The 16,870-nt window shown below is 72.5% G+C and carries 16 protein-coding genes, 2 tRNA genes and 1 pseudogene; 10 read left to right on the top strand and 9 right to left on the bottom strand.

The window, feature by feature from the left end:
• Positions 1 to 55: 55 nt before the first annotated feature.
• From aroA to ACPXBU_RS17755, 4 genes and pseudogenes are all read left to right on the top strand, one after another.
• Positions 56 to 1,354 carry a 3-phosphoshikimate 1-carboxyvinyltransferase gene (aroA, locus tag ACPXBU_RS17740; protein WP_393371983.1) on the top strand — a complete coding sequence of 433 codons (1,299 nt, stop codon included), beginning with the start codon at positions 56 to 58 and terminating at the stop codon, positions 1,352 to 1,354.
• Positions 1,355 to 1,399: 45 nt separating this feature from the next.
• Positions 1,400 to 2,512 (top strand): ribosome small subunit-dependent GTPase A, encoded by a 1,113-nt coding sequence (gene rsgA, locus ACPXBU_RS17745; RefSeq protein WP_425759019.1) that lies wholly within the window; start codon positions 1,400 to 1,402, stop codon positions 2,510 to 2,512.
• A gap of 28 nt (positions 2,513 to 2,540) precedes the next feature.
• Positions 2,541 to 3,359, top strand: a complete 819-nt coding sequence (gene hisN / locus ACPXBU_RS17750; protein ID WP_425758866.1) for a histidinol-phosphatase — start codon at positions 2,541 to 2,543, stop codon at positions 3,357 to 3,359.
• 59 nt (positions 3,360 to 3,418) lie between these two features.
• A pseudogene (locus ACPXBU_RS17755) lies at positions 3,419 to 4,342 on the top strand (hypothetical protein).
• On the opposite strand, the gene ACPXBU_RS17760 reads toward ACPXBU_RS17755, so the two are convergent.
• Positions 4,300 to 5,499, bottom strand: a complete 1,200-nt coding sequence (locus tag ACPXBU_RS17760; RefSeq protein ID WP_425758867.1) for a glycosyltransferase — start codon at positions 5,497 to 5,499, stop codon at positions 4,300 to 4,302. The pseudogene ACPXBU_RS17755 and the gene ACPXBU_RS17760 sit on opposite strands and share 43 nt — an antisense overlap.
• Positions 5,500 to 5,722: 223 nt before the next feature.
• Here ACPXBU_RS17760 and ACPXBU_RS17765 point away from each other — a divergent pair, with 223 nt between their 5' ends.
• From ACPXBU_RS17765 to ACPXBU_RS17775, 3 genes are all read left to right on the top strand, one after another.
• A complete protein-coding gene (locus tag ACPXBU_RS17765) occupies positions 5,723 to 6,721 on the top strand; it encodes an SDR family oxidoreductase (RefSeq protein ID WP_393371993.1) in 999 nt (332 codons plus the stop codon).
• 59 nt (positions 6,722 to 6,780) lie between these two features.
• On the top strand, positions 6,781 to 7,542 hold the full coding sequence (locus ACPXBU_RS17770; protein WP_425758868.1) for an ATP-binding protein: 762 nt from the start codon (positions 6,781 to 6,783) through the stop codon (positions 7,540 to 7,542).
• Between the two features lie 90 nt (positions 7,543 to 7,632).
• Complete coding sequence (locus tag ACPXBU_RS17775) at positions 7,633 to 8,205, top strand: DUF5709 domain-containing protein (protein WP_112583682.1); 573 nt, start codon at positions 7,633 to 7,635, stop codon at positions 8,203 to 8,205.
• 25 nt (positions 8,206 to 8,230) lie between these two features.
• On the opposite strand, the gene ACPXBU_RS17780 is transcribed toward ACPXBU_RS17775, so the two are convergent.
• Both ACPXBU_RS17780 and macS read right to left on the bottom strand, forming a co-directional pair.
• On the bottom strand, positions 8,231 to 8,884 hold the full coding sequence (locus ACPXBU_RS17780; RefSeq protein WP_393372430.1) for a response regulator: 654 nt from the start codon (positions 8,882 to 8,884) through the stop codon (positions 8,231 to 8,233).
• A 14-nt stretch (positions 8,885 to 8,898) separates the two neighbouring features.
• Positions 8,899 to 10,035 (bottom strand): MacS family sensor histidine kinase, encoded by a 1,137-nt coding sequence (gene macS / locus ACPXBU_RS17785; RefSeq protein WP_393371998.1) that lies wholly within the window; start codon positions 10,033 to 10,035, stop codon positions 8,899 to 8,901.
• Between the two features lie 119 nt (positions 10,036 to 10,154).
• On the opposite strand from macS, the gene ACPXBU_RS17790 reads away from it, so the two are divergent.
• The gene (locus tag ACPXBU_RS17790) at positions 10,155 to 10,610 is read left to right on the top strand and encodes an ATP-binding protein (RefSeq protein WP_425758870.1); all 456 of its coding nucleotides are present in this window, start codon (positions 10,155 to 10,157) and stop codon (positions 10,608 to 10,610) included.
• 129 nt (positions 10,611 to 10,739) lie between these two features.
• Here the strand turns inward: ACPXBU_RS17790 and ACPXBU_RS17795 are convergent, their stop codons facing one another.
• Positions 10,740 to 11,678, bottom strand: coding sequence for a ribose-phosphate diphosphokinase (locus tag ACPXBU_RS17795; protein ID WP_425758871.1), 939 nt, complete (start codon positions 11,676 to 11,678; stop codon positions 10,740 to 10,742).
• 102 nt (positions 11,679 to 11,780) lie between these two features.
• Between ACPXBU_RS17795 and glpK the strand changes: the two genes are divergently transcribed.
• On the top strand, positions 11,781 to 13,265 hold the full coding sequence (gene glpK, locus ACPXBU_RS17800) for a glycerol kinase GlpK (protein ID WP_425758872.1): 1,485 nt from the start codon (positions 11,781 to 11,783) through the stop codon (positions 13,263 to 13,265).
• 5 nt (positions 13,266 to 13,270) lie between these two features.
• Here the strand turns inward: glpK and ACPXBU_RS17805 are convergent, their stop codons facing one another.
• The gene (locus ACPXBU_RS17805; protein WP_393372009.1) at positions 13,271 to 13,720 is read right to left on the bottom strand and encodes a hypothetical protein; all 450 of its coding nucleotides are present in this window, start codon (positions 13,718 to 13,720) and stop codon (positions 13,271 to 13,273) included.
• Positions 13,721 to 13,752: 32 nt separating this feature from the next.
• Positions 13,753 to 14,586, bottom strand: a complete 834-nt coding sequence (locus ACPXBU_RS17810) for a phosphoribosylaminoimidazolesuccinocarboxamide synthase (RefSeq protein ID WP_393372010.1) — start codon at positions 14,584 to 14,586, stop codon at positions 13,753 to 13,755.
• A 139-nt stretch (positions 14,587 to 14,725) separates the two neighbouring features.
• On the opposite strand from ACPXBU_RS17810, the gene ACPXBU_RS17815 reads away from it, so the two are divergent.
• Positions 14,726 to 16,057, top strand: a complete 1,332-nt coding sequence (locus tag ACPXBU_RS17815) for an ABC transporter substrate-binding protein (RefSeq protein ID WP_425758874.1) — start codon at positions 14,726 to 14,728, stop codon at positions 16,055 to 16,057.
• A gap of 58 nt (positions 16,058 to 16,115) precedes the next feature.
• Here ACPXBU_RS17815 and ACPXBU_RS17820 read toward each other — a convergent pair whose 3' ends face one another.
• From ACPXBU_RS17820 to ACPXBU_RS17830, 3 genes are all read right to left on the bottom strand, one after another.
• Positions 16,116 to 16,370, bottom strand: coding sequence for a hypothetical protein (locus tag ACPXBU_RS17820; RefSeq protein WP_393372016.1), 255 nt, complete (start codon positions 16,368 to 16,370; stop codon positions 16,116 to 16,118).
• Between the two features lie 185 nt (positions 16,371 to 16,555).
• A tRNA-Met gene (locus ACPXBU_RS17825) sits at positions 16,556 to 16,632 on the bottom strand.
• 161 nt (positions 16,633 to 16,793) lie between these two features.
• Positions 16,794 to 16,867 (bottom strand) — tRNA-Met (locus tag ACPXBU_RS17830).
• Positions 16,868 to 16,870 lie beyond the last annotated feature (3 nt).

Consider the following 16,870-nt stretch of genomic DNA (forward strand, 5'->3'; position numbering starts at 1 on the left):
CGGGAGTACGACCACCGCTTTCCCCGCCGAGCCGCCGAAGCGGCAGAATGTAACCGTGGCGAATCTGACGGCGACCCGGCCGCCACAGCCGTGGAGCGCGCCGACCGCGTCCAACCCGGTAGCGGTGACGCTGCGCCTGCCCGGATCCAAGTCGATGACCGCGCGCGCCCTGGTGCTCAGCGCGTTGGCCGCCGGCCCGTCGACGCTTGCCGAGCCGCTGCGGGCCCGCGACACCGAGTTGATGGCCGCCGGCCTGCGCGCGATGGGCGCGTACGTGTCGATCAGCGACGACGAGCGCTGGCTGGTCCGGCCGCACCCGCTTGTCGGCCCCGCCCACGTCGACGTGGGCCTGGCCGGCACCGTGATGCGGTTCGTGCCGCCGGTGGCCGGGCTCGCCGACGGGCCGGTCACCTTCGACGGCGACCCGTACGTCCGCACCCGACCGCTCGGCCCGCTCGTCGACGCGCTGCGCTCGCTGGGCGTCCGGATCGACGTCACCGGCACGGGCAGCCTGCCGCTGACCGTTTTCGGCTCCGGCCGGGTCACCGGGGGCGAGGTGGTGATCGACGCCTCCGCTTCCAGCCAGCTCGTCTCCGGGTTGCTGCTGGCCGGCGCGCGCTTCGACCGGGGCGTCGTGGTGCGGCACGTCGGCCCCCCGGTGCCCTCCGCGCCGCACCTGCGGATGACGGTGCGGATGCTGCGGGCCGCCGGCGCGGCCGTCGACGACAGCACCCCCGACGTGTGGACCGTCGAGCCCGGGCGGCTCACCGGGCGCGGCTGGGAGATCGAACCGGACCTCTCCGGCGCGGTGCCGTTCTTCGCCGCCGCCCTGGTCACCGGCGGCGAGGTGACCCTGCGGGGTTGGCCGCACAGCAGCGCGCAGCCGGTCGACCGACTCCGCTCGCTGCTCCAGCGGATGGGCGGCGAGGTCACCCTCTCCACGGACGGGCTGACCGTCCGCGGCACCGGCGTGGTGCACGGCCTGACCGCCGACCTCTCCGACGTCAGCGAGCTGACCCCGGCGCTCACCGCGCTGGCCATGCTTGCCGACTCGCCGTCGGTGTTCACCGGCGTCGGGCACATCCGTGGCCACGAGACCGACCGGCTGACCGCGCTCGCGCGCGAGTTCACCGCTCTCGGAGCGGACATCACCGAGGCGCCGGACGGGCTGGAGATCCGACCCCGTCCACTGCGCAGCGGGCTCTTCCGCACCTACCACGACCACCGCATGGCGCACGCCGCCGCGGTGGCCGGGCTCGCCGTCCCCGGCATCGAGATGGACGACGTGGGGTGTACCTCCAAGACCATGCCCGAGTTCCCGGCACTATGGTCAGCGATGGTGACCGGAAAGTGAGCGTCCGGGCGCTCCCTAAGAGCTGACGCGAGAAGAGGACAGGTCCTGGCGACCAAACGGCGGGAGTACGACGAGGACGACGTACGGGTCCGGCCCGGGAAGTCGTCGCGCCCGCGTACGCGCACCCGCCCCCAGCACAACGACGCGGTGGACGGCTTCGTCATCGCCGTCGACCGGGGGCGCTACCAGTGCGTGCTGGCCGGGGCCGAGCGCGGCGTCGTGGGGGCCGAGCTGCCCACGGTGACCGCGATGCGGGCCCGCGAGCTGGGCCGCAAGTCGGTGGTGGTGGGCGACCGGGTCAGCCTGGTCGGCGACACGTCCGGGGCGGAGGGCGCTCTCGCCCGGATCGTCCGGATCGCCGAACGCCGCTCGGTGCTGCGCCGCACCGCCGACGACGACGACACCACCGCCGAGGGTCGGCTGGAACGGGTGGTGGTGGCCAACGCCGACCAGTTGGTGATCGTCAGCGCGCTCGCCGACCCGCCGCCGCGCACCGGGTTCATCGACCGCTGCCTGGTGGCCGCGTACGACGCGGACGTCGAACCGCTGCTCTGCCTCACCAAGGCCGACCTGGCCGGGCCGGAGGAGGTGCTCGGTTACTACACCGAGTTGGAGCTGCCGTACGTGCTCAACCGTCCCGACTCCGACCTCGACGCGCTGCGCACGTTGCTGAGCGGCAAGGTGTCGGTGCTGGTCGGGCACTCCGGGGTGGGCAAGTCGACGCTCGTCAACCGCCTCGTCCCGGACGCGCTGCGCGCGGTCGGCGTGGTCAGCGCGATCGGCCGGGGCCGGCACACCTCCACGAGCGCGGTGGCGCTGCGGCTGCCACCGGTGCCCGGCGTCGACACCGACCCCGGCTGGATCATCGACACTCCCGGTATCCGCAGTTTCGGGCTGGCACACGTCTCCGCCGACAGCCTGTTGCACGGCTTCCCGGACCTGGTCGAGGGCACCGTCGACTGCCCGCCCAACTGCCAGCACACGGCCGACGAGGCCGCCTGCGGGCTGGACGCCTGGGTGGGCGCCGGCAAGGCCGACCCGCGCCGGCTGGCCTCGTACCGCCGGTTGCTCGCCTCCCGTGCCGGCGAGGGTGACTCGCGCGGTGAGAGCGACCAGCGCGGACCCGGCGAGGGTGACCGGCGCGGGCCCGACGAGTGAGCCGATCGGCGTCGGCTAGGTTGCCGGCATGACCGGGTACGCCGACGACCTCGCCCTCGCCCATCTGCTCGCCGACCGGGCCGACGCCGTCTCCACGGCCCGGTTTCGCGCGCTCGACCTACGGGTGGAGTCGAAGCCCGACCTGACCCCGGTCTCCGACGCGGACACCGCCGTGGAGCGGGAGATCCGCGCCCTGTTGGCCGAGCACCGGCCGACCGACGGGCTGCTCGGCGAGGAGTACGGCGCGCAACCGGCCACCGCCCCGCACGGCCGTCGTTGGATCATCGACCCGATCGACGGCACCAAGAACTTCGTCCGGGGCGTGCCGGTCTGGGCCACCCTGATCGCGCTCTACGACGGTGACCGGCCGGCGGTCGGCGTGGTGTCCGCACCGGCGTTGGGCCGGCGCTGGTGGGCGAGCGCGGGCGCGGGCGCGTACGCCGGGCCCGGCTCCGCCGACGGCGAGCGGATCGGGGTGTCCGCGGTACGCGACATCGCGGATGCCAGCTTCTGCTACTCGTCGCTCGACGGGTGGGAGCGCGCCGGGCGGCTCGACGCGATGCTGGACCTGATGCGGGCCACGTGGCGCAGTCGGGCGTACGGCGACTTCTACGGCTACATGCTGCTGGCCGAGGGCGCACTGGAGGTGATGGTCGAACCGGAGTTGTCACTGTGGGACGTGGCGGCGCTGGTGCCGATCATCACCGAGGCGGGTGGCACGGTCACGGATCTGTCGGGTCGGCAGGCTCCGGCCGGCGCGCCGGGCACCGACAGCAGCGTGGTGGCCACCAACGGTGTGCTCCACGCCGACATCCTCGGCCGGCTCGATCGACCAGCCGAGCGCTGACCCCCGTCAACCTCTATCCTCGCCAGGTGGTCTCCTCCGGTTGGTGTTTTCTCGCGGCGATGATCGTCGCGTACGGCTTCGCCAACCTCCTCCAGTCGGTGGCCGCGGCCCGCACCACTGTCCACCACACCTTCGACCCGGGCCTGCTGCTGCGTCTCGCCGGGCACCGGACGTACCTGGTCGGCCTGGGCTGCCAGATCGGCGGATTCGTGCTCGCCTTCCTGGCCCGCCGGGACCTGCCGCTGTTCCTGGTGCAGGCGAGCGTCGCGGCCGGGCTCGGGGTGACCGCCATCCTCGGGGTGCTGGTGCTGAAGTGGCGGCTGCCGGTGGCGGAGGTGGTGCTGCTGGCCCTGCTCTTCGGCGGGATCACCGCGCTTGTGTTGTCCGCCCGGCCGGCGCCGTCGAAGCAACTCGGCACCGCTGGGTCGATCGCCCTGCTGGTGGCGCTCGGTGTGATCGCGGTGCTCGGTGTCTTCGCCGTCCGGCTGCGCGGGGCGCCCGGCTCGGTGGCTCTCGGCTCGCTGGCCGGGTTGGCGTTCAGCTCGGCGGCGGTCGCCGCCCGTCCCCTGGCGTCCGCGCCGTCCGCCGAGGCGTTCCTCTCCCACCCGCTGTTCTACCTGCTGATCGCCCACTCGATCGTCGGTCAACTGCTGCTGGGATTGGCCATGCAGCGCGGTTCGACGACCGCGGCGGTCGCCGCGATGGACGCCGCCGGCGCGGTGCCGGCCGCGGTCGTCGGCCTGCTGCTGCTCAACGACAAGATCTGGCCGGGCCGGGAGTGGTTGGCCGCGGCCGGTTTCCTGGTCACCCTGGCCGCGGTGATCGGGCTGACCCGGTACGCCGAGCCGCAGCAGCAACGCGCGGTGGCACACCGTCGCGACCAGGCCATGGTCGTCGTCGGGCGGTCCGGCTGAGACACCGGGCCGCCCGACCGGCCCGCTCAGGCCTCGACCGGCTTGCGGCGACTCACCACCCGCTCGTAGAGCCGCTCCAACGCGCCCGCGGTGCGTTCCCAGGTGTAGCTGCTGCGGACCCGGTCCACGGCGGCGTGCCCGTAGGCGAAGCGGCCGGCATTGTCGGCGAGCAGCCGGCGCAGCGAGACGCCGAGCGCCCGCACGTCGCCGGGGGGCACCAGGCGGCCGGTGACCTCGTCGACGACGGCGTCCGCCAGACCGCCCATCGCATAACCGATCACCGGTACGCCGCAGGCCATCGCCTCCAGCGAGACCCGCCCGGCGGAGGAGTAGTGCGGCGTGCAGGCGACCACGTCCGCCGAGCGGTACCAGGTGGCCATCTGGTCGTGCGGCACCGCTCCGACGAGCCGTACCTGGTCGACGACGCCGACCTGCTCGGCCAGCTCACGCAGCCGCCGCGCCTCGGCATGGTTGGCCAGTTGGTCGGCCGGCGGCCCACCGGCGATGACCAGCTCGGCGTCGCCGACCAGTCGCATCGCCCGGATCAGGTCCTCCTGGCCGTGCCCGGGGGACAGTGAGCCGACCGAGAGGATGCGGGCTCGCTGTTCGCGGGGGGCCGCCTCGCCGTCGGGCTGGAACTGCTCGATGTCCACCCCGGCCGGCACCAGCGCGACCGAGCTGCGTTGCAGACCCATCCGGGTCAGCTCGTCGACCTCGTCGTTCGACTGGGCGACGGCGATGTCGACCGCCCGGGTCAGCGCGCGTTCGAGAGTGATCCGCTCCCCCGGCCCGCCGTAGTGGCCGCCCAGGTGGCGTGCCTGCTCGACGCCGAGCGAGTGGAACGTCTGCACCACCGGGGTGTCGGTCTCCCGGACGGCGTGCGCGGCGGCCAGGCCACCGACCCAGTAGTGCCCGTGCACCACCTCGGGCCGCCAGGCGCCGGACCACGAGTCGGCCAACCAGCGGCCGAACTCCGTGACGTACGGGATGAGTTTCGCGGTGGGTAGTGGGGTGGGTGGGCCGGCTGGCACCTGGAGCACCTGGTAGCCGTCGACGTCGACGGTCGCCGGCAGGCCGGGATCGTCCCGGCGCTCGTACAGCCGTACGTCGTGGCCTCGCTCGGCCAGTTCGGCGGCGACCCGTGCGATGTGTTGCCGGGTGCCGACCGGTGGGCCGTCGGCGTGGCGGTATGAGCTGGCGTGCGCGCAGACGAGGCCGACGCGCATGGGTCACCTCCCTGCGATCTTTCCTCGGCAGTGGTCCTCCCGTTCAGAGCGTCCCATTAACCTCGGGGGCGGGAGTCGAAACCTGGCAGATCGGGAACAGTGCCCGCGAGTGCCACCGACGCTTGCGCCACGGCAACCACATTGACCACACCACACGGCACTCCCCGAAGATCGACAATCAACAGGTGGCATGACCAGGCCTGGCTGGGGGTACCGCTGAGGAATGCCGCTGACCCGCAGCCTCGACGATTCGACCGTGGTGATCACCGGCGCGTCCAGCGGGATCGGCACGGCGACCGCGTACGCGTTGGCCCGCCGGGGTGCGGCAGTTGTGCTGGCCGCCCGCAGCGAGGCGGCCCTCCGCCAGGTCGCGCTGCGCTGCCTGGAGTTGGGCGGCCGGGCGCTTGTCGTACCGACCGACGTGACCGATCTGGAGTCGGTGCAGCGGCTGGCCGATCGGGCGGCGGCCGAGTTCGGCCGGATCGACGCCTGGGTGAACAACGCCGGCGTCGGCGCGGTGGGTCTGTTCGACGAGATCCCGGTCGCCGAGTTCCGCCGGGTGCTGGAGGTCAACCTGCTCGGCACGGTGCACGGCATCAAGGCCGCCCTCCCGTACCTCGGCGCGGCCGGCGGTGGCGTGCTCGTCAACAACGCCTCGGCGCTGGCCGAGGTGGCCATGCCGTACCAGTCGGCGTACAACGCCACGAAGCACGGCATCCGCGGGCTGGCCGACACGGTCCGACAGGAGCTGCGGGTCACCGGTCGCGGCCAGATCTCCGTCTGCACGGTGCTGCCGGCCACCATCGACACCCCGTTCTTCCAGCACGCGGCGAACCACAGCGGACGGGAACTGATGCCGCCGCCTCCGATATACCCGCCGGAGGTGGTCGCCGAGACCATCGTCCGGGTGCTGCGCCGACCCCGCCGCGAGGCGTACGCCGGCGGCGCGGCCCGCCTGCTCGGCCTGCAGTGGCGGCTGGCGCCCGCGCTCGTGGAGCGCGCTCTCGGCTGGTACGCCCACCGCGCACAGTTCGGTCCGGGCGCGCGGGTGGACAGCAGCGGCAACGTCTTCGACGCCGACGGGCAGGCCCACCGCGACGGCGGCTGGCACGGTCGACGGCGTCAGTTGGTGCGGATGACCGCCGCGTTCGGTCTCGCCGCCGCCGGCACCGCCGTCGGGACGATGGCGGCGATCAACCGCCGATCACGGTTGGCGCCCTGATGACCGGCATCGACCGCCCGAATGCGCGAACCGTCACCGACGCGCACAATGGTGCGATCATGTCGAGCTGTCTGGTGGAGATCGACGATTCGTCGGCGGTGGTCCGGCTGACCGGAACGCTTGACGCCGCCGGAGCCGAAACGGTACGCGGCGTCCTGCTGGCCTACCTCTGGGACCGGCCGGGCCCGGTGGTGGCCGACGTGAGCGGCCTGCGGGTCGCGGACCCGGCCGGACGGGCCGTCTTCGCCGAGGTGCGCCGTGAGGTCGCCGACTGGCCCGCCGTGGATCTGCTGCTGTGCGACCCGGCGGTCGACCGGCCCGGGCAGGTGGAGGCGGGAGCGCCGAGCCGGCCGAGCATGGTGGCCGGCGTGCCGGCCTGGCCGACGGTGGACGGCGCGTTGGCCTCGGTCGCGGTGGCGCCGCTGGCGGCGGTGCTCAGCGCCGACCTGACCCCGGCGGTGGGAGCCGCCCGGCAGGCCCGTGACCTGGTCACCACCGGCTGCCGACGTTGGGGCATGTCGATGCTTGTCGACCCGGCCACCATCGCGATCACCGAAATGGTGAACAACGTGGTGGCGCACGCACGCACCCCGATGACCGTACGGCTGGCGCCCCAGGGCGACACCCTGCACCTGGCGGTGCGCGACTACTCCGCGCGTCGGCCGACGTTCGCCGGGCTGTCCCCGCCGAACCGGGTCGGCGGCCGGGGCCTGCTGCTGATCGACACGGTGGCCCGACGCTGGGGCAGCAGCGCCCTGCCGGACGGCAAGGTCGTGTGGTGCGTGCTGCACCCGGAGGACGAGGCCGCGCACCTCAGCTGACGCGACGTTTCGCCCCCGGTGCCGGTTTCGCCAATGGCACAGCCTGCGGTGCTCCGGTTATGGCGGGAGGGCAGCGGGTAGTGATCAGACATGCGCGACAACGAGTACCCGACCCCCGTGTCCGACACCGAGGCGCAAGGTCTGCCCGACACCGCCGATGACGACTCGACCGCCAACGACGACGTCCTCACCGGGCGCGAGGCGGACGGCCCGGATCCGGCCCAACTCCCCGGCGACCGGACGCCGGTGGCGGTGGACCGCTTCGGGACGACCGCCGAGGAGCAGCTCGACGGTGAGTCGTTGGACTACAAGCTCGACCGCGAGGTCTACGAGCGCCCGGCGGACGACCCGCTGGCCGGGACGATCGACCCGAAGATCGCCTTCGAGGCGGACAACCTGGAAGCCGCCGCGGAGGCACAGCTCGACGCCGACGTGATGGACCCGGGGCCCACCTCGGATCCGAACTCGCCGGTCTCCCTCTACGACCACGGTCAGCTCGGCACGGTCGCCGACGCCACAGTGGGTCGGCTGGTCGAGCCGGACGAGGGGTCGCACACCGACCAGGAGACCGACTCGGTGGCGTACGACGCCGGTTCCGCCGGTGGCGGGGCGACCGCCGAGGAGCTGGCCATCCACGAGACGGAGCCGCCGCGCTCGGTCTGACCCCGGTCAGTCGTCTCTGACCCGGTCAGTCGTCCAGGCCACGTTCGATGGCGTACCGGGTCAGCTCCACGCGGTTGTGCAGTTGCAGCTTGCCCAGGGTGTTCTGCACGTGGTTCTGCACCGTGCGGTGCGACAGCCCGAGTCGCTGGGCGATCTGCTTGTACGACATCCCCTTCGCCACCAGCCGCAGCACCTCGGTCTCCCGGTCGGTGAGCCGGGGCGTCGCCGGTTCCGCTCCGCCGGCCGGGTCGGGGCCCTGCCCCGGCCCGGCGGCCAGCCGGCGGTACTCGCCGAGGACGAGCCCGGCGAGGCCGGGGGTGAAGACCGCGTTGCCGGCCGCGGTCCGGCGGACCGCGTCGAGGAACTCCGCGGGCGCTGTCGACTTCACCAGGTAACCGGTGGCCCCCGCCTTGACCGCGTCCAGCACGCTCTGCTGTTCGCCACTGGCGCTGAGCATCAGCACCCGCACGTCGGGCAGTGCCGCGCGCAGACCCTGGATCACCTCGACGCCGGAGATGTCCGGCAGTTGCAGGTCGAGAACGACGACGTCGGGCCGGGCGGCGGCGGCCACCCGGATGGCCTGGAGGCCCTCACCGCTCGTCGCCACCACGAGGAACCCGGCCTCGGTCAGGTCGCGGGCCACGCCCTCCCGCCACATCGGATGGTCGTCGACCACCATCACCCGGGTGGGGTTCACCGCCGTGCCCTCGGCACGGTCAGCTCGATCTCGGTGCCGGCGTCGGGTGCGGACGCGATCCGCACCGTCCCGCCCAGCTCGACCACCCGGCCCCGGATCGACTGGGTCACGCCGAGCCGGCCCTGAGCGGCGGCCTCGGCCAGCCGGCCGTCCGGGATGCCCGGCCCTTCGTCGCGGATCGACACCGTCACCGTCTCCCCCTCGTCCTCGATCAGCACCCAGGCCCGTCCGCCGGCGTGCCGCCCCACGTTGTCCAGGGCCGCGCCGGTCGCGGCGGCCAACTCTCCGGCCACCAGGCGGGGCAGCGGCACCGGGGTGGCCGGGGCGGAGAGCGCCACCGCCGATGAGGCGTACCGGCCGAGCAGGGTCCGCAGGTCCACGGCGGCGTCGGGCCCGTCCAGGGGCACGGCGGCGGCCGGACCGGTGCCGGCGATCAGCGCCCGCAACGCGGCCTCCTGCTCGCCGGCCAGCCGGGCCAGCTCGCCGGCTTCGCCGGGCAGGTCAGCGCCCCGCCGTTGGACAAGCGCCAGCACCTGGAGCACCGAGTCGTGGATCCCCCGGGCCAGTCGTTCCCGCTCGCGGGTGGCGGCCTCCAGCTCCACCGCGCGTTGCAGTCGTGCCTCGGCGCCCGCCGCGAGTCGGGCCACGTGCCCGACCACCACCCCGGCGAGCAGCATGAGGATGACCCCGGTGAACGAGGACTGGCCGATCCGCTCCCGGGTGGCCAGGTCCGCGCCGGCAACCAGCAGCGCGGCGACCGTGCCCCGCCGCCGGCCGCCGGAGACGGCCCAGGCCAGCACCGGGCCGGCCATCCAGGCCACCCCCATCGTGGGTACGCCGTGGGTGAGCGCCGTCCGCCCGACCACCCACGGGGTGGCGAGCACGACGGCCAGCACCACTCCGAGATCGGCCAGCAGCAGCGGCCAGCGCCGCCAGGCCGGTCGGGCGTACGCGAAGGCGGTCACCCCGGTCCAGGTCATCATCACGAGGACCAGGGCCCCGACGGCGTACGGGTGGGCGTACCGGTCGGCGTCGCGCACCGCGAGCACGCAGACGTACGCCAGCGACGCCAGCCTGAACACCGCGAGCGCACGCCACAGCGGCACCTCGAATCCACCCGGCGGCGACGGCATGGCCGTCACGATGCCATATGCGGCCGGTAGCACGGCGACCAGCGAGTGCGCTTCGGGAAACCCTGACGTACGGTGGAAAAGCCGCGAAATACTCCGAGATGCGCCGCCGGGACGGGCCCATGACGAATGCAGATCCGCACGCACCGCGTACGGTTGTGCCCATCGAACCTGCCCTCCTGATCGCCGACGCCTTCGACCAGGCCCAGGTGACCGAGATTCGACACTCGGTCACCTCCTGCGCGCACGCCTTCGGGCTCGTCGGCCAACGGCTTGACGATTTCGTGCTCGCGATCAACGAGTTGATCACCAACGCGGTGCGGCACGGCGGCGGGCGGGGATGGCTCCGGCTCTGGCACGAGTCGGAGCTGCTGGTCTGCGAGGTCGCCGATCACGGGCACGGGATCAGCCCGCAGCGGCTGGGCGATCGCAGCCGGCCGACCACGGACACCGCCGGCGGCTGGGGCCTGTGGCTGGCCCGCGAGCTGACCGACGCCATGGAGGTCGTCACCAGCACCGCCGGCACCACCGTCCGCGTCACCACAAGCCTCACCCAGCACAACCACACCCCGCGCTAGCCCCAGCCCCACCCCGCCTCACCCCCGCGCGATCTTGCACTTTCTGCCCCGACAAATCACCCGAAGGCACTCAACTCGGCGACACAAAGTGCAAGATCGCGCGGGTCGGGGGTGGGGGGCGGGGCCGGGTCAGGCGAACAGCGCGGAGACGGATTCTCCGTTGTGGATCCGGCGCATCGCCTCGGCCAGGGCCGGGGCCACCGACAGCACCTCCAACACGGGGACCCGCTTCACGGCCGGGATGGGCACCGTGTTGGTGCAGACGATCTCCAGGACGCCGTCCTGGTCGCCGAGCCGCCGCAACGCGTCACCGGAGAAGAGCCCGTGCGTGCAGGCGAGCCGGATCGAGCGGACCTTCAGGCCGCGTAGGTGCTCCATCAGCTCGATCACCGTGCTGCCCTTGGCGATCTCGTCGTCCAACACGATGACGTCCCGATCGGCCACCTCGCCGATCACCGCGCTGATCGTGACCAGGTCGTCGCTGAACCGCTGCTTCGCCCCGGCCGCGACAGGCGTGCCGAGCAGTCGGGCGAAGGCCGCCGCCTCCTTGGCGTTGCCCAGGTCGGGCGAGACCACCACGGTGTTGCTCAGGTCGTAGCGCCGGAAGTGGTTGGCCAACTCCCGCAACGCGTGCAGGTGATCGACGGGAACGCTGAAGAAGCCGTGCACCTGCGGCGAGTGCAGCGTCATCGCGAGCACCCGATCCGCACCGGCCGACGTGAGCAGGTCGGCGACGAGCCGGGCGCCGATCGAGATCCGGGGCGCGTCCTTCTTGTCGGAACGGGCGTACGCGTAGTGCGGCAACACCACGGTGATCCGGCCGGCCGACGCACCCCGGGCGGCGTCGATCATCAACAGCAGCTCGACCAGGTTTTCCTGCACGGGCGGCACCAGCGGCTGGATCAGGAAGACGTCCCGCTCCCGGCAGTTGGCCTGCAACTGCACTTCCAGACAGTCGTTCGCGAATCGGGACACCCGCACCGGATGCAGCGGCACACCGAGGTGGGCACAGATCTCGGCGGCCAGGTCGGGATGGGCGGTTCCACTGAAAACTGCGATGTCGCGCACGTTCGCACATCGTAGGCGACGTGGCGGGCGGCGGACGGCGGCGGGCCGTAACCGGACGTGACGCCTGTCGCACCACACCGCCGTGTTGGGTACGGTGCTGCGGTGACCCCCCAGTACGTCGCCGCCATCGACCAGGGCACCACCTCCTCGCGGTGCATCGTCTTCGACCGGGCCGGGGACATCGTCGCCGTCGCCCAGCGCGAGCACCGGCAGATCTTCCCCCGCCCCGGCTGGGTGGAACACGACGCCGAGGAGATCTGGGCCAACGTCGAGCAGGTCGTCGCCGAGGCACTGCGGGCCGCCGACACCGACGCGACCGGGTTGGCCGCCGTCGGCATCACCAACCAGCGGGAGACCACGGTCGTCTGGGACCGGGCCACCGGCCGCCCGGTGGCGAACGCCATCGTCTGGCAGGACACCCGGACCGGGCCGCTGCTGCGCGAGCTGGCCTCGGCGTACGGCGAGGAGCGGTTCCGGGCCCGCACGGGCCTGCCGTTGGCCACCTACTTCGCCGGGCCGAAGCTGCGCTGGCTGCTCGACGAGGTCGACGGCCTGCGCGAGGGCGCGGAGCGCGGCGAGGTGCTCTTCGGCACCATGGACAGCTGGCTGATCTGGAAGTTGACCGGTGAGCACGTCACCGACGTGACGAACGCCAGCCGGACCATGCTGATGGACCTCACCACCCTGGACTGGGCGCCGGAGTTGCTCGACGCGATGGGTGTGCCGGCGGCGATGCTGCCGGAGATCCGCTGCTCCGCCGAGGTGTACGGCACCGCCACCGGCGTGCTCGCCGGGGTGCCGGTGGCCAGCGCGCTCGGCGACCAGCAGGCCGCCCTGTTCGGGCAGACCTGCTTCCAGCCGGGCGAGGCGAAGTGCACCTACGGCACCGGCAGCTTCCTGCTGCTCAACACCGGCGCCAGCCCGGTCCCGTCGACACACGGCCTGCTCACCACGGTCGCCTACCGGATCAAGGACCAACCCCCGGCGTACGCCCTGGAGGGCGCGATCGCGGTCACCGGCTCGCTGGTGCAGTGGTTGCGGGACAACCTCGGGTTGATCTCCACGGCGGCCGAGGTGGAGGACCTGGCCCGGACCGTCGACGACAACGGCGGCTGCTACGTGGTGCCGGCGTTCTCCGGGCTGTTCGCCCCGCACTGGCGCAGCGACGCGCGGGGCGTGATCGCCGGCCTGACCGGCTACATCACCAAGGGGCACCTGGCGCGGGCGGTGCTGGAGGCGTCGGCGTGGCAGACCCGTGAGGTGGTCGACGCGATGGACGCCGACTCCGACGTGGCGCTGCGCCGACTCCGGGTGGACGGCGGGATGACGGCCAACGGCCTGCTGATGCAGTTCCTCGCGGACGTGCTCGACGTGCCGGTGATCAGGTCCCGGATCACCGAGACCACCTGCCTGGGCGCCGCGTACGCCGCCGGTCTGGCGGTCGGCTTCTGGCCGGATCTGGCCACCCTGCGGGCGCAGTGGCGCTCCGACGCGCAGTGGGAGCCCGCGATGGCCCCGGAGCTGCGCGAGCAGGAGCTGGGCCAGTGGCGCAAGGCCGTGCAGCGCACCCTCGACTGGGTGGACTGAACGGGTCAGCGGGCGCGTCGCAGCCGCTGTATCCCCGCCCGCAGGAAGACGACGGCGAGCGCCACCATCGTCGCCAACAGGGCCGAGCCCACCAGCAGTGGGGCGATGAGCCAGGCCATCAGGCTGACGGTGGCCCGCGTCCCGTTGGCCCAGCCGTCGACCCGCTCGCCGGCACGCGGTGAGCCGCCGCCCACCGGGCCGGTGACCACGCGCCCGTCGGCCATCTTCCAGGTGCCGCGGCACCGCTGGGTGGCCTTCGGACCGCCGAAGTCACAGGACTCGACCCGGATGCTCACCCGCTCGGCGCCGATCATGTTGCGGCCGAGGCCGACGGGCAGCACCAGGAGACCCAGGACCATGAGGATCGGCACCAGAACCCGTTGCCAGCGCGGCCGGCCGGCCATCCTGGTCACGTAGCTCTCGGGGGGCGGCGGCACGGTCCGTCGGGGCGCCATAGGCCGCAGGCTATCAACGTGCGGCAACCCGCTCACTCCCAGCGGTTGCCGGTCAGCTTCTCGTAGACCTCGACGTAACGGGCGCGGGTCGCCTCGACCACCTCGTCCGGCACGTCCGGCGCCGGGGGCTGCTTGTCCCAGCCGCCGCCGGTGGCCCAGTCCCGCACGTACTGCTTGTCGTAGGAGAACTGCACGCGGCCGGGCTGGTACGACTCGGCCGGCCAGAACCGCGACGAGTCGGAGGTGAGCAGCTCGTCGGCGAGGACCAGGGTGCCGTCCGGCGCCCAGCCCAACTCGATCTTGGTGTCGGCGATCAGGATGCCCCGGTCGGCGGCCAGCTCCGCGCCACGCCGGTAGACGTCGATGGTGATCTGCCGCAGTCGCTCGGCGGTGGCCTCGCCCACCTTGTCCACCACGTCGTCGTACGTGATGGGTTCGTCGTGTTCGCCCATCGGCGCCTTGCTGGACGGCGTGAAGATCGGCTCGGGCAGGATCGACGCCTCGCCCAGCCCTCGGGGCAGCGGTATGCCGGAGACGGCCCCGGTCTGCTCGTACTCCCGCAGGCCGCCACCGGTGAGGTAGCCGCGAGCGACGCACTCGACCGGGAGCATGTCCAGCCGCTGGCAGCGGATCGCGCGCCCGGCGAACTCGGCGGGCACGTCGGTGGCCGAGATGACGTGGTTCGGCACCAGGTCGGCGAGCTGCTCGAACCACCACAGCGAGAGTGCGGTGAGCAGGCGACCTTTGTCCGGGATCGGCGTCGGCAGCGCCACGTCGTAGATCGAGATGCGGTCCGAGGCGACCAGGATCAGGTCGTCGCCGTCGGCGTACAGGTCCCGAACCTTGCCCGAGTGCAGAAGTTCCACGCGCCCTAGTACACCACGCGACATCGGGGGGACTGATTCGACCACCCGCGCCGGGGGGTGACCGGACGGACGTTGACACCTTCGTGCGCTCCCTGCGTGAATGGTCCGACCGCCGCCCTCGCAGGTCCAGGAGACCCCCGTGCCCGTTGTTCCACAGCCGATCGACCGCCTCGGCGCCGACCCGGGCCGGCGCCGACTGCTCACCGCGTTGCTCGGTGCGCCCCTGCTCACGTCCGGCGCGCTGGCCGGATGCAGCGACGGCGCCGCCACGTCGAGCCAGGACGGGCCCGTCGAGCTGTCGGTCTTCTGGTGGGGTGGCACCAAGCGTGCCGAGCTCACCGAGAAGGTGCTGCGGCTCTACTCGGATCGCAACCCGCGGGTCACCTTCCGGGTCACCTGGCAGGGCGCCGACGGCTACTACGAGCGACTGGCCACCCAGGCGGCCGGCGGGAACGTGCCGGACCTGATCCAGATCGACGACACAATGCTCACCGAGTACGCGCAGCGCCAGATCATCCTCGACCTCACCAACCAGGTCCGCGACCATCACCTCGACCTGCGGGGCCTGCCGGAGGGCCTGATCCGCTACGGCACGGTGGAGGGGCGGACGATGGCGGTGGCCGCCGGGCAGACCCACGTGGGTGTGGTCTTCAACCGGGACCTGCTGCGGGAGCTCCGGGTGCCGGAGCCGCGCGCCGGAATGAGCTGGGCCGAGTACATCTTCTGGGCGGAACAGGTCACCGAGGCCAGCGAGGGCAGGGTGGCCGGCACCATGGACGGGTCCGGCGACTACCGGGCGTTCTGGCTCTGGCTGCGGTCGCAGGGCGGCGAGCTGTACCGGGGCAAGCAGCTCGGTTTCGGCGTGGAGCAGTTGATCGCCTGGTTCGAGCTGTGGCAGCGGGCCCGCAGGGGGCGGGCCACCCCGGGTGCGGCGCTTGTCGAGCAGGCCGACAGCCGCGAGCCGTCCCGGCAACTGGTGGTGACCGGTTTGACCGCCGCGTCGTTCGCGTGGTCTCACCAACTCCCGGAGTTGCAGCGTCTCACCGAGGCCGAGCTGGGCATGGTCGGCCTGCCGGGGCCGACCGGCGCGCAGTGGGCGCGCGCGTCGATGTACTGGGCCGCGTTCCGGGGCACCCGCCATCCGGACACCGTCGCCGACGTGATCAATTTCCTGACCACGAACGGCGAGGCCGGCACCGTCCTCGGCCACGAACGTGGCCTGAACGTCAGTCTCGCCGTCCGCCGCTATGCCGAGGGCAGCATCACCGACCCGGCCCAGCAACGGGCCGCCGCGTTCGGTGCGGCCATCACCGACCAACTCGGGCCGGCCCCGGCGCCACCCCCGAAGGGGCACGCCACGGTGCGGACCCTGTTGGTCGCCACCGCGGAGAGCATCCGCGCCAAGCGGGCCGGCACCCGGGAGGCCGCCTCACGTTTCATCGCGCAGGCCAACGCCGCACTCGTGGCGTAACGACCATCGGCCGGCCGACGGACCGCCGTCGACCGACCGATGGGGACGGGCCGCTGGGTCAGCGCGGCGGACCGTTGCGACGATTACGGGTCAGACGCAGCACCAGGAACACGATGACGCCGACCACCACCAGGCAGCAGAGCAGGCTGAGGATGCCGAAGCCGCCGCCGCCGCGGGACCGCCGGCGGGCGGCCTCCACCACCACCTCGCCGGTGCCCGTGGACGCCCAGGCCGCGACGGGCACGAAGACCGCCAGTACGGCCCCACCGAGGACCGCGCTGAGCCGGCCCCACCACTTACCGAATGAAGACATGTGCCCATCCTCGCCGACTGACGCAAACTCGGCACGTCGGTCCGCGCCGAACCAGGCGATCATGGCGGAGCCGAGGCCGCCGGCTGCCATCCGCAACAGCACGTAGCTCTGCTGAGCGGCGGGCCTACCCGAATACGAGCAAGGGCCCGGTTCCAGAAGTTTCTGGAACCGGGCCCTTACCGGTGTGGTAGCGGGGACAGGATTTGAACCTGCGACCTCTGGGTTATGAGCCCAGCGAGCTACCGAGCTGCTCCACCCCGCGTCGACTGGTTAACCCTAACCCATGCCGTTCGGCGATGATCAGCGGGGTCACCGCTGACGCCAGCGAGCGGACGTTCGCTCGACTTTCCGAGCAGCGGCGGACGTCGGGAAAGTCGAAAGCCCGCCTCCGGCGAACCGGAAACGGGCTTTCGATGTATCTCGTAGCGGGGACAGGATTTGAACCTGCGACCTCTGGGTTATGAGCCCAGCGAGCTACCGAGCTGCTCCACCCCGCGTCG

This window comes from Micromonospora sp. DT231 (assembly GCF_049847025.1).
In the GTDB taxonomy this organism is placed as follows: Bacteria; Actinomycetota; Actinomycetes; order Mycobacteriales; family Micromonosporaceae; genus Micromonospora.

Bases quoted from the DNA above. Each gene is read 5' to 3' on its own strand.
- ACPXBU_RS17820 (WP_393372016.1), bottom strand. From the start codon at position 16,370: ATGTCTTCATTCGGTAAGTGGTGGGGCCGGCTCAGCGCGGTCCTCGGT.
- macS (WP_393371998.1), bottom strand. From the start codon at position 10,035: ATGCCGTCGCCGCCGGGTGGATTCGAGGTGCCGCTGTGGCGTGCGCTC.
- ACPXBU_RS17760 (WP_425758867.1), bottom strand. From the start codon at position 5,499: ATGCGCGTCGGCCTCGTCTGCGCGCACGCCAGCTCATACCGCCACGCC.
- ACPXBU_RS17790 (WP_425758870.1), top strand. From the start codon at position 10,155: ATGACGAATGCAGATCCGCACGCACCGCGTACGGTTGTGCCCATCGAA.
- ACPXBU_RS17780 (WP_393372430.1), bottom strand. From the start codon at position 8,884: ATGGTGGTCGACGACCATCCGATGTGGCGGGAGGGCGTGGCCCGCGAC.
- ACPXBU_RS17805 (WP_393372009.1), bottom strand. From the start codon at position 13,720: ATGGCGCCCCGACGGACCGTGCCGCCGCCCCCCGAGAGCTACGTGACC.
- hisN (WP_425758866.1), top strand. From the start codon at position 2,541: ATGACCGGGTACGCCGACGACCTCGCCCTCGCCCATCTGCTCGCCGAC.
- ACPXBU_RS17775 (WP_112583682.1), top strand. From the start codon at position 7,633: ATGCGCGACAACGAGTACCCGACCCCCGTGTCCGACACCGAGGCGCAA.
- ACPXBU_RS17765 (WP_393371993.1), top strand. From the start codon at position 5,723: ATGCCGCTGACCCGCAGCCTCGACGATTCGACCGTGGTGATCACCGGC.
- ACPXBU_RS17770 (WP_425758868.1), top strand. From the start codon at position 6,781: ATGTCGAGCTGTCTGGTGGAGATCGACGATTCGTCGGCGGTGGTCCGG.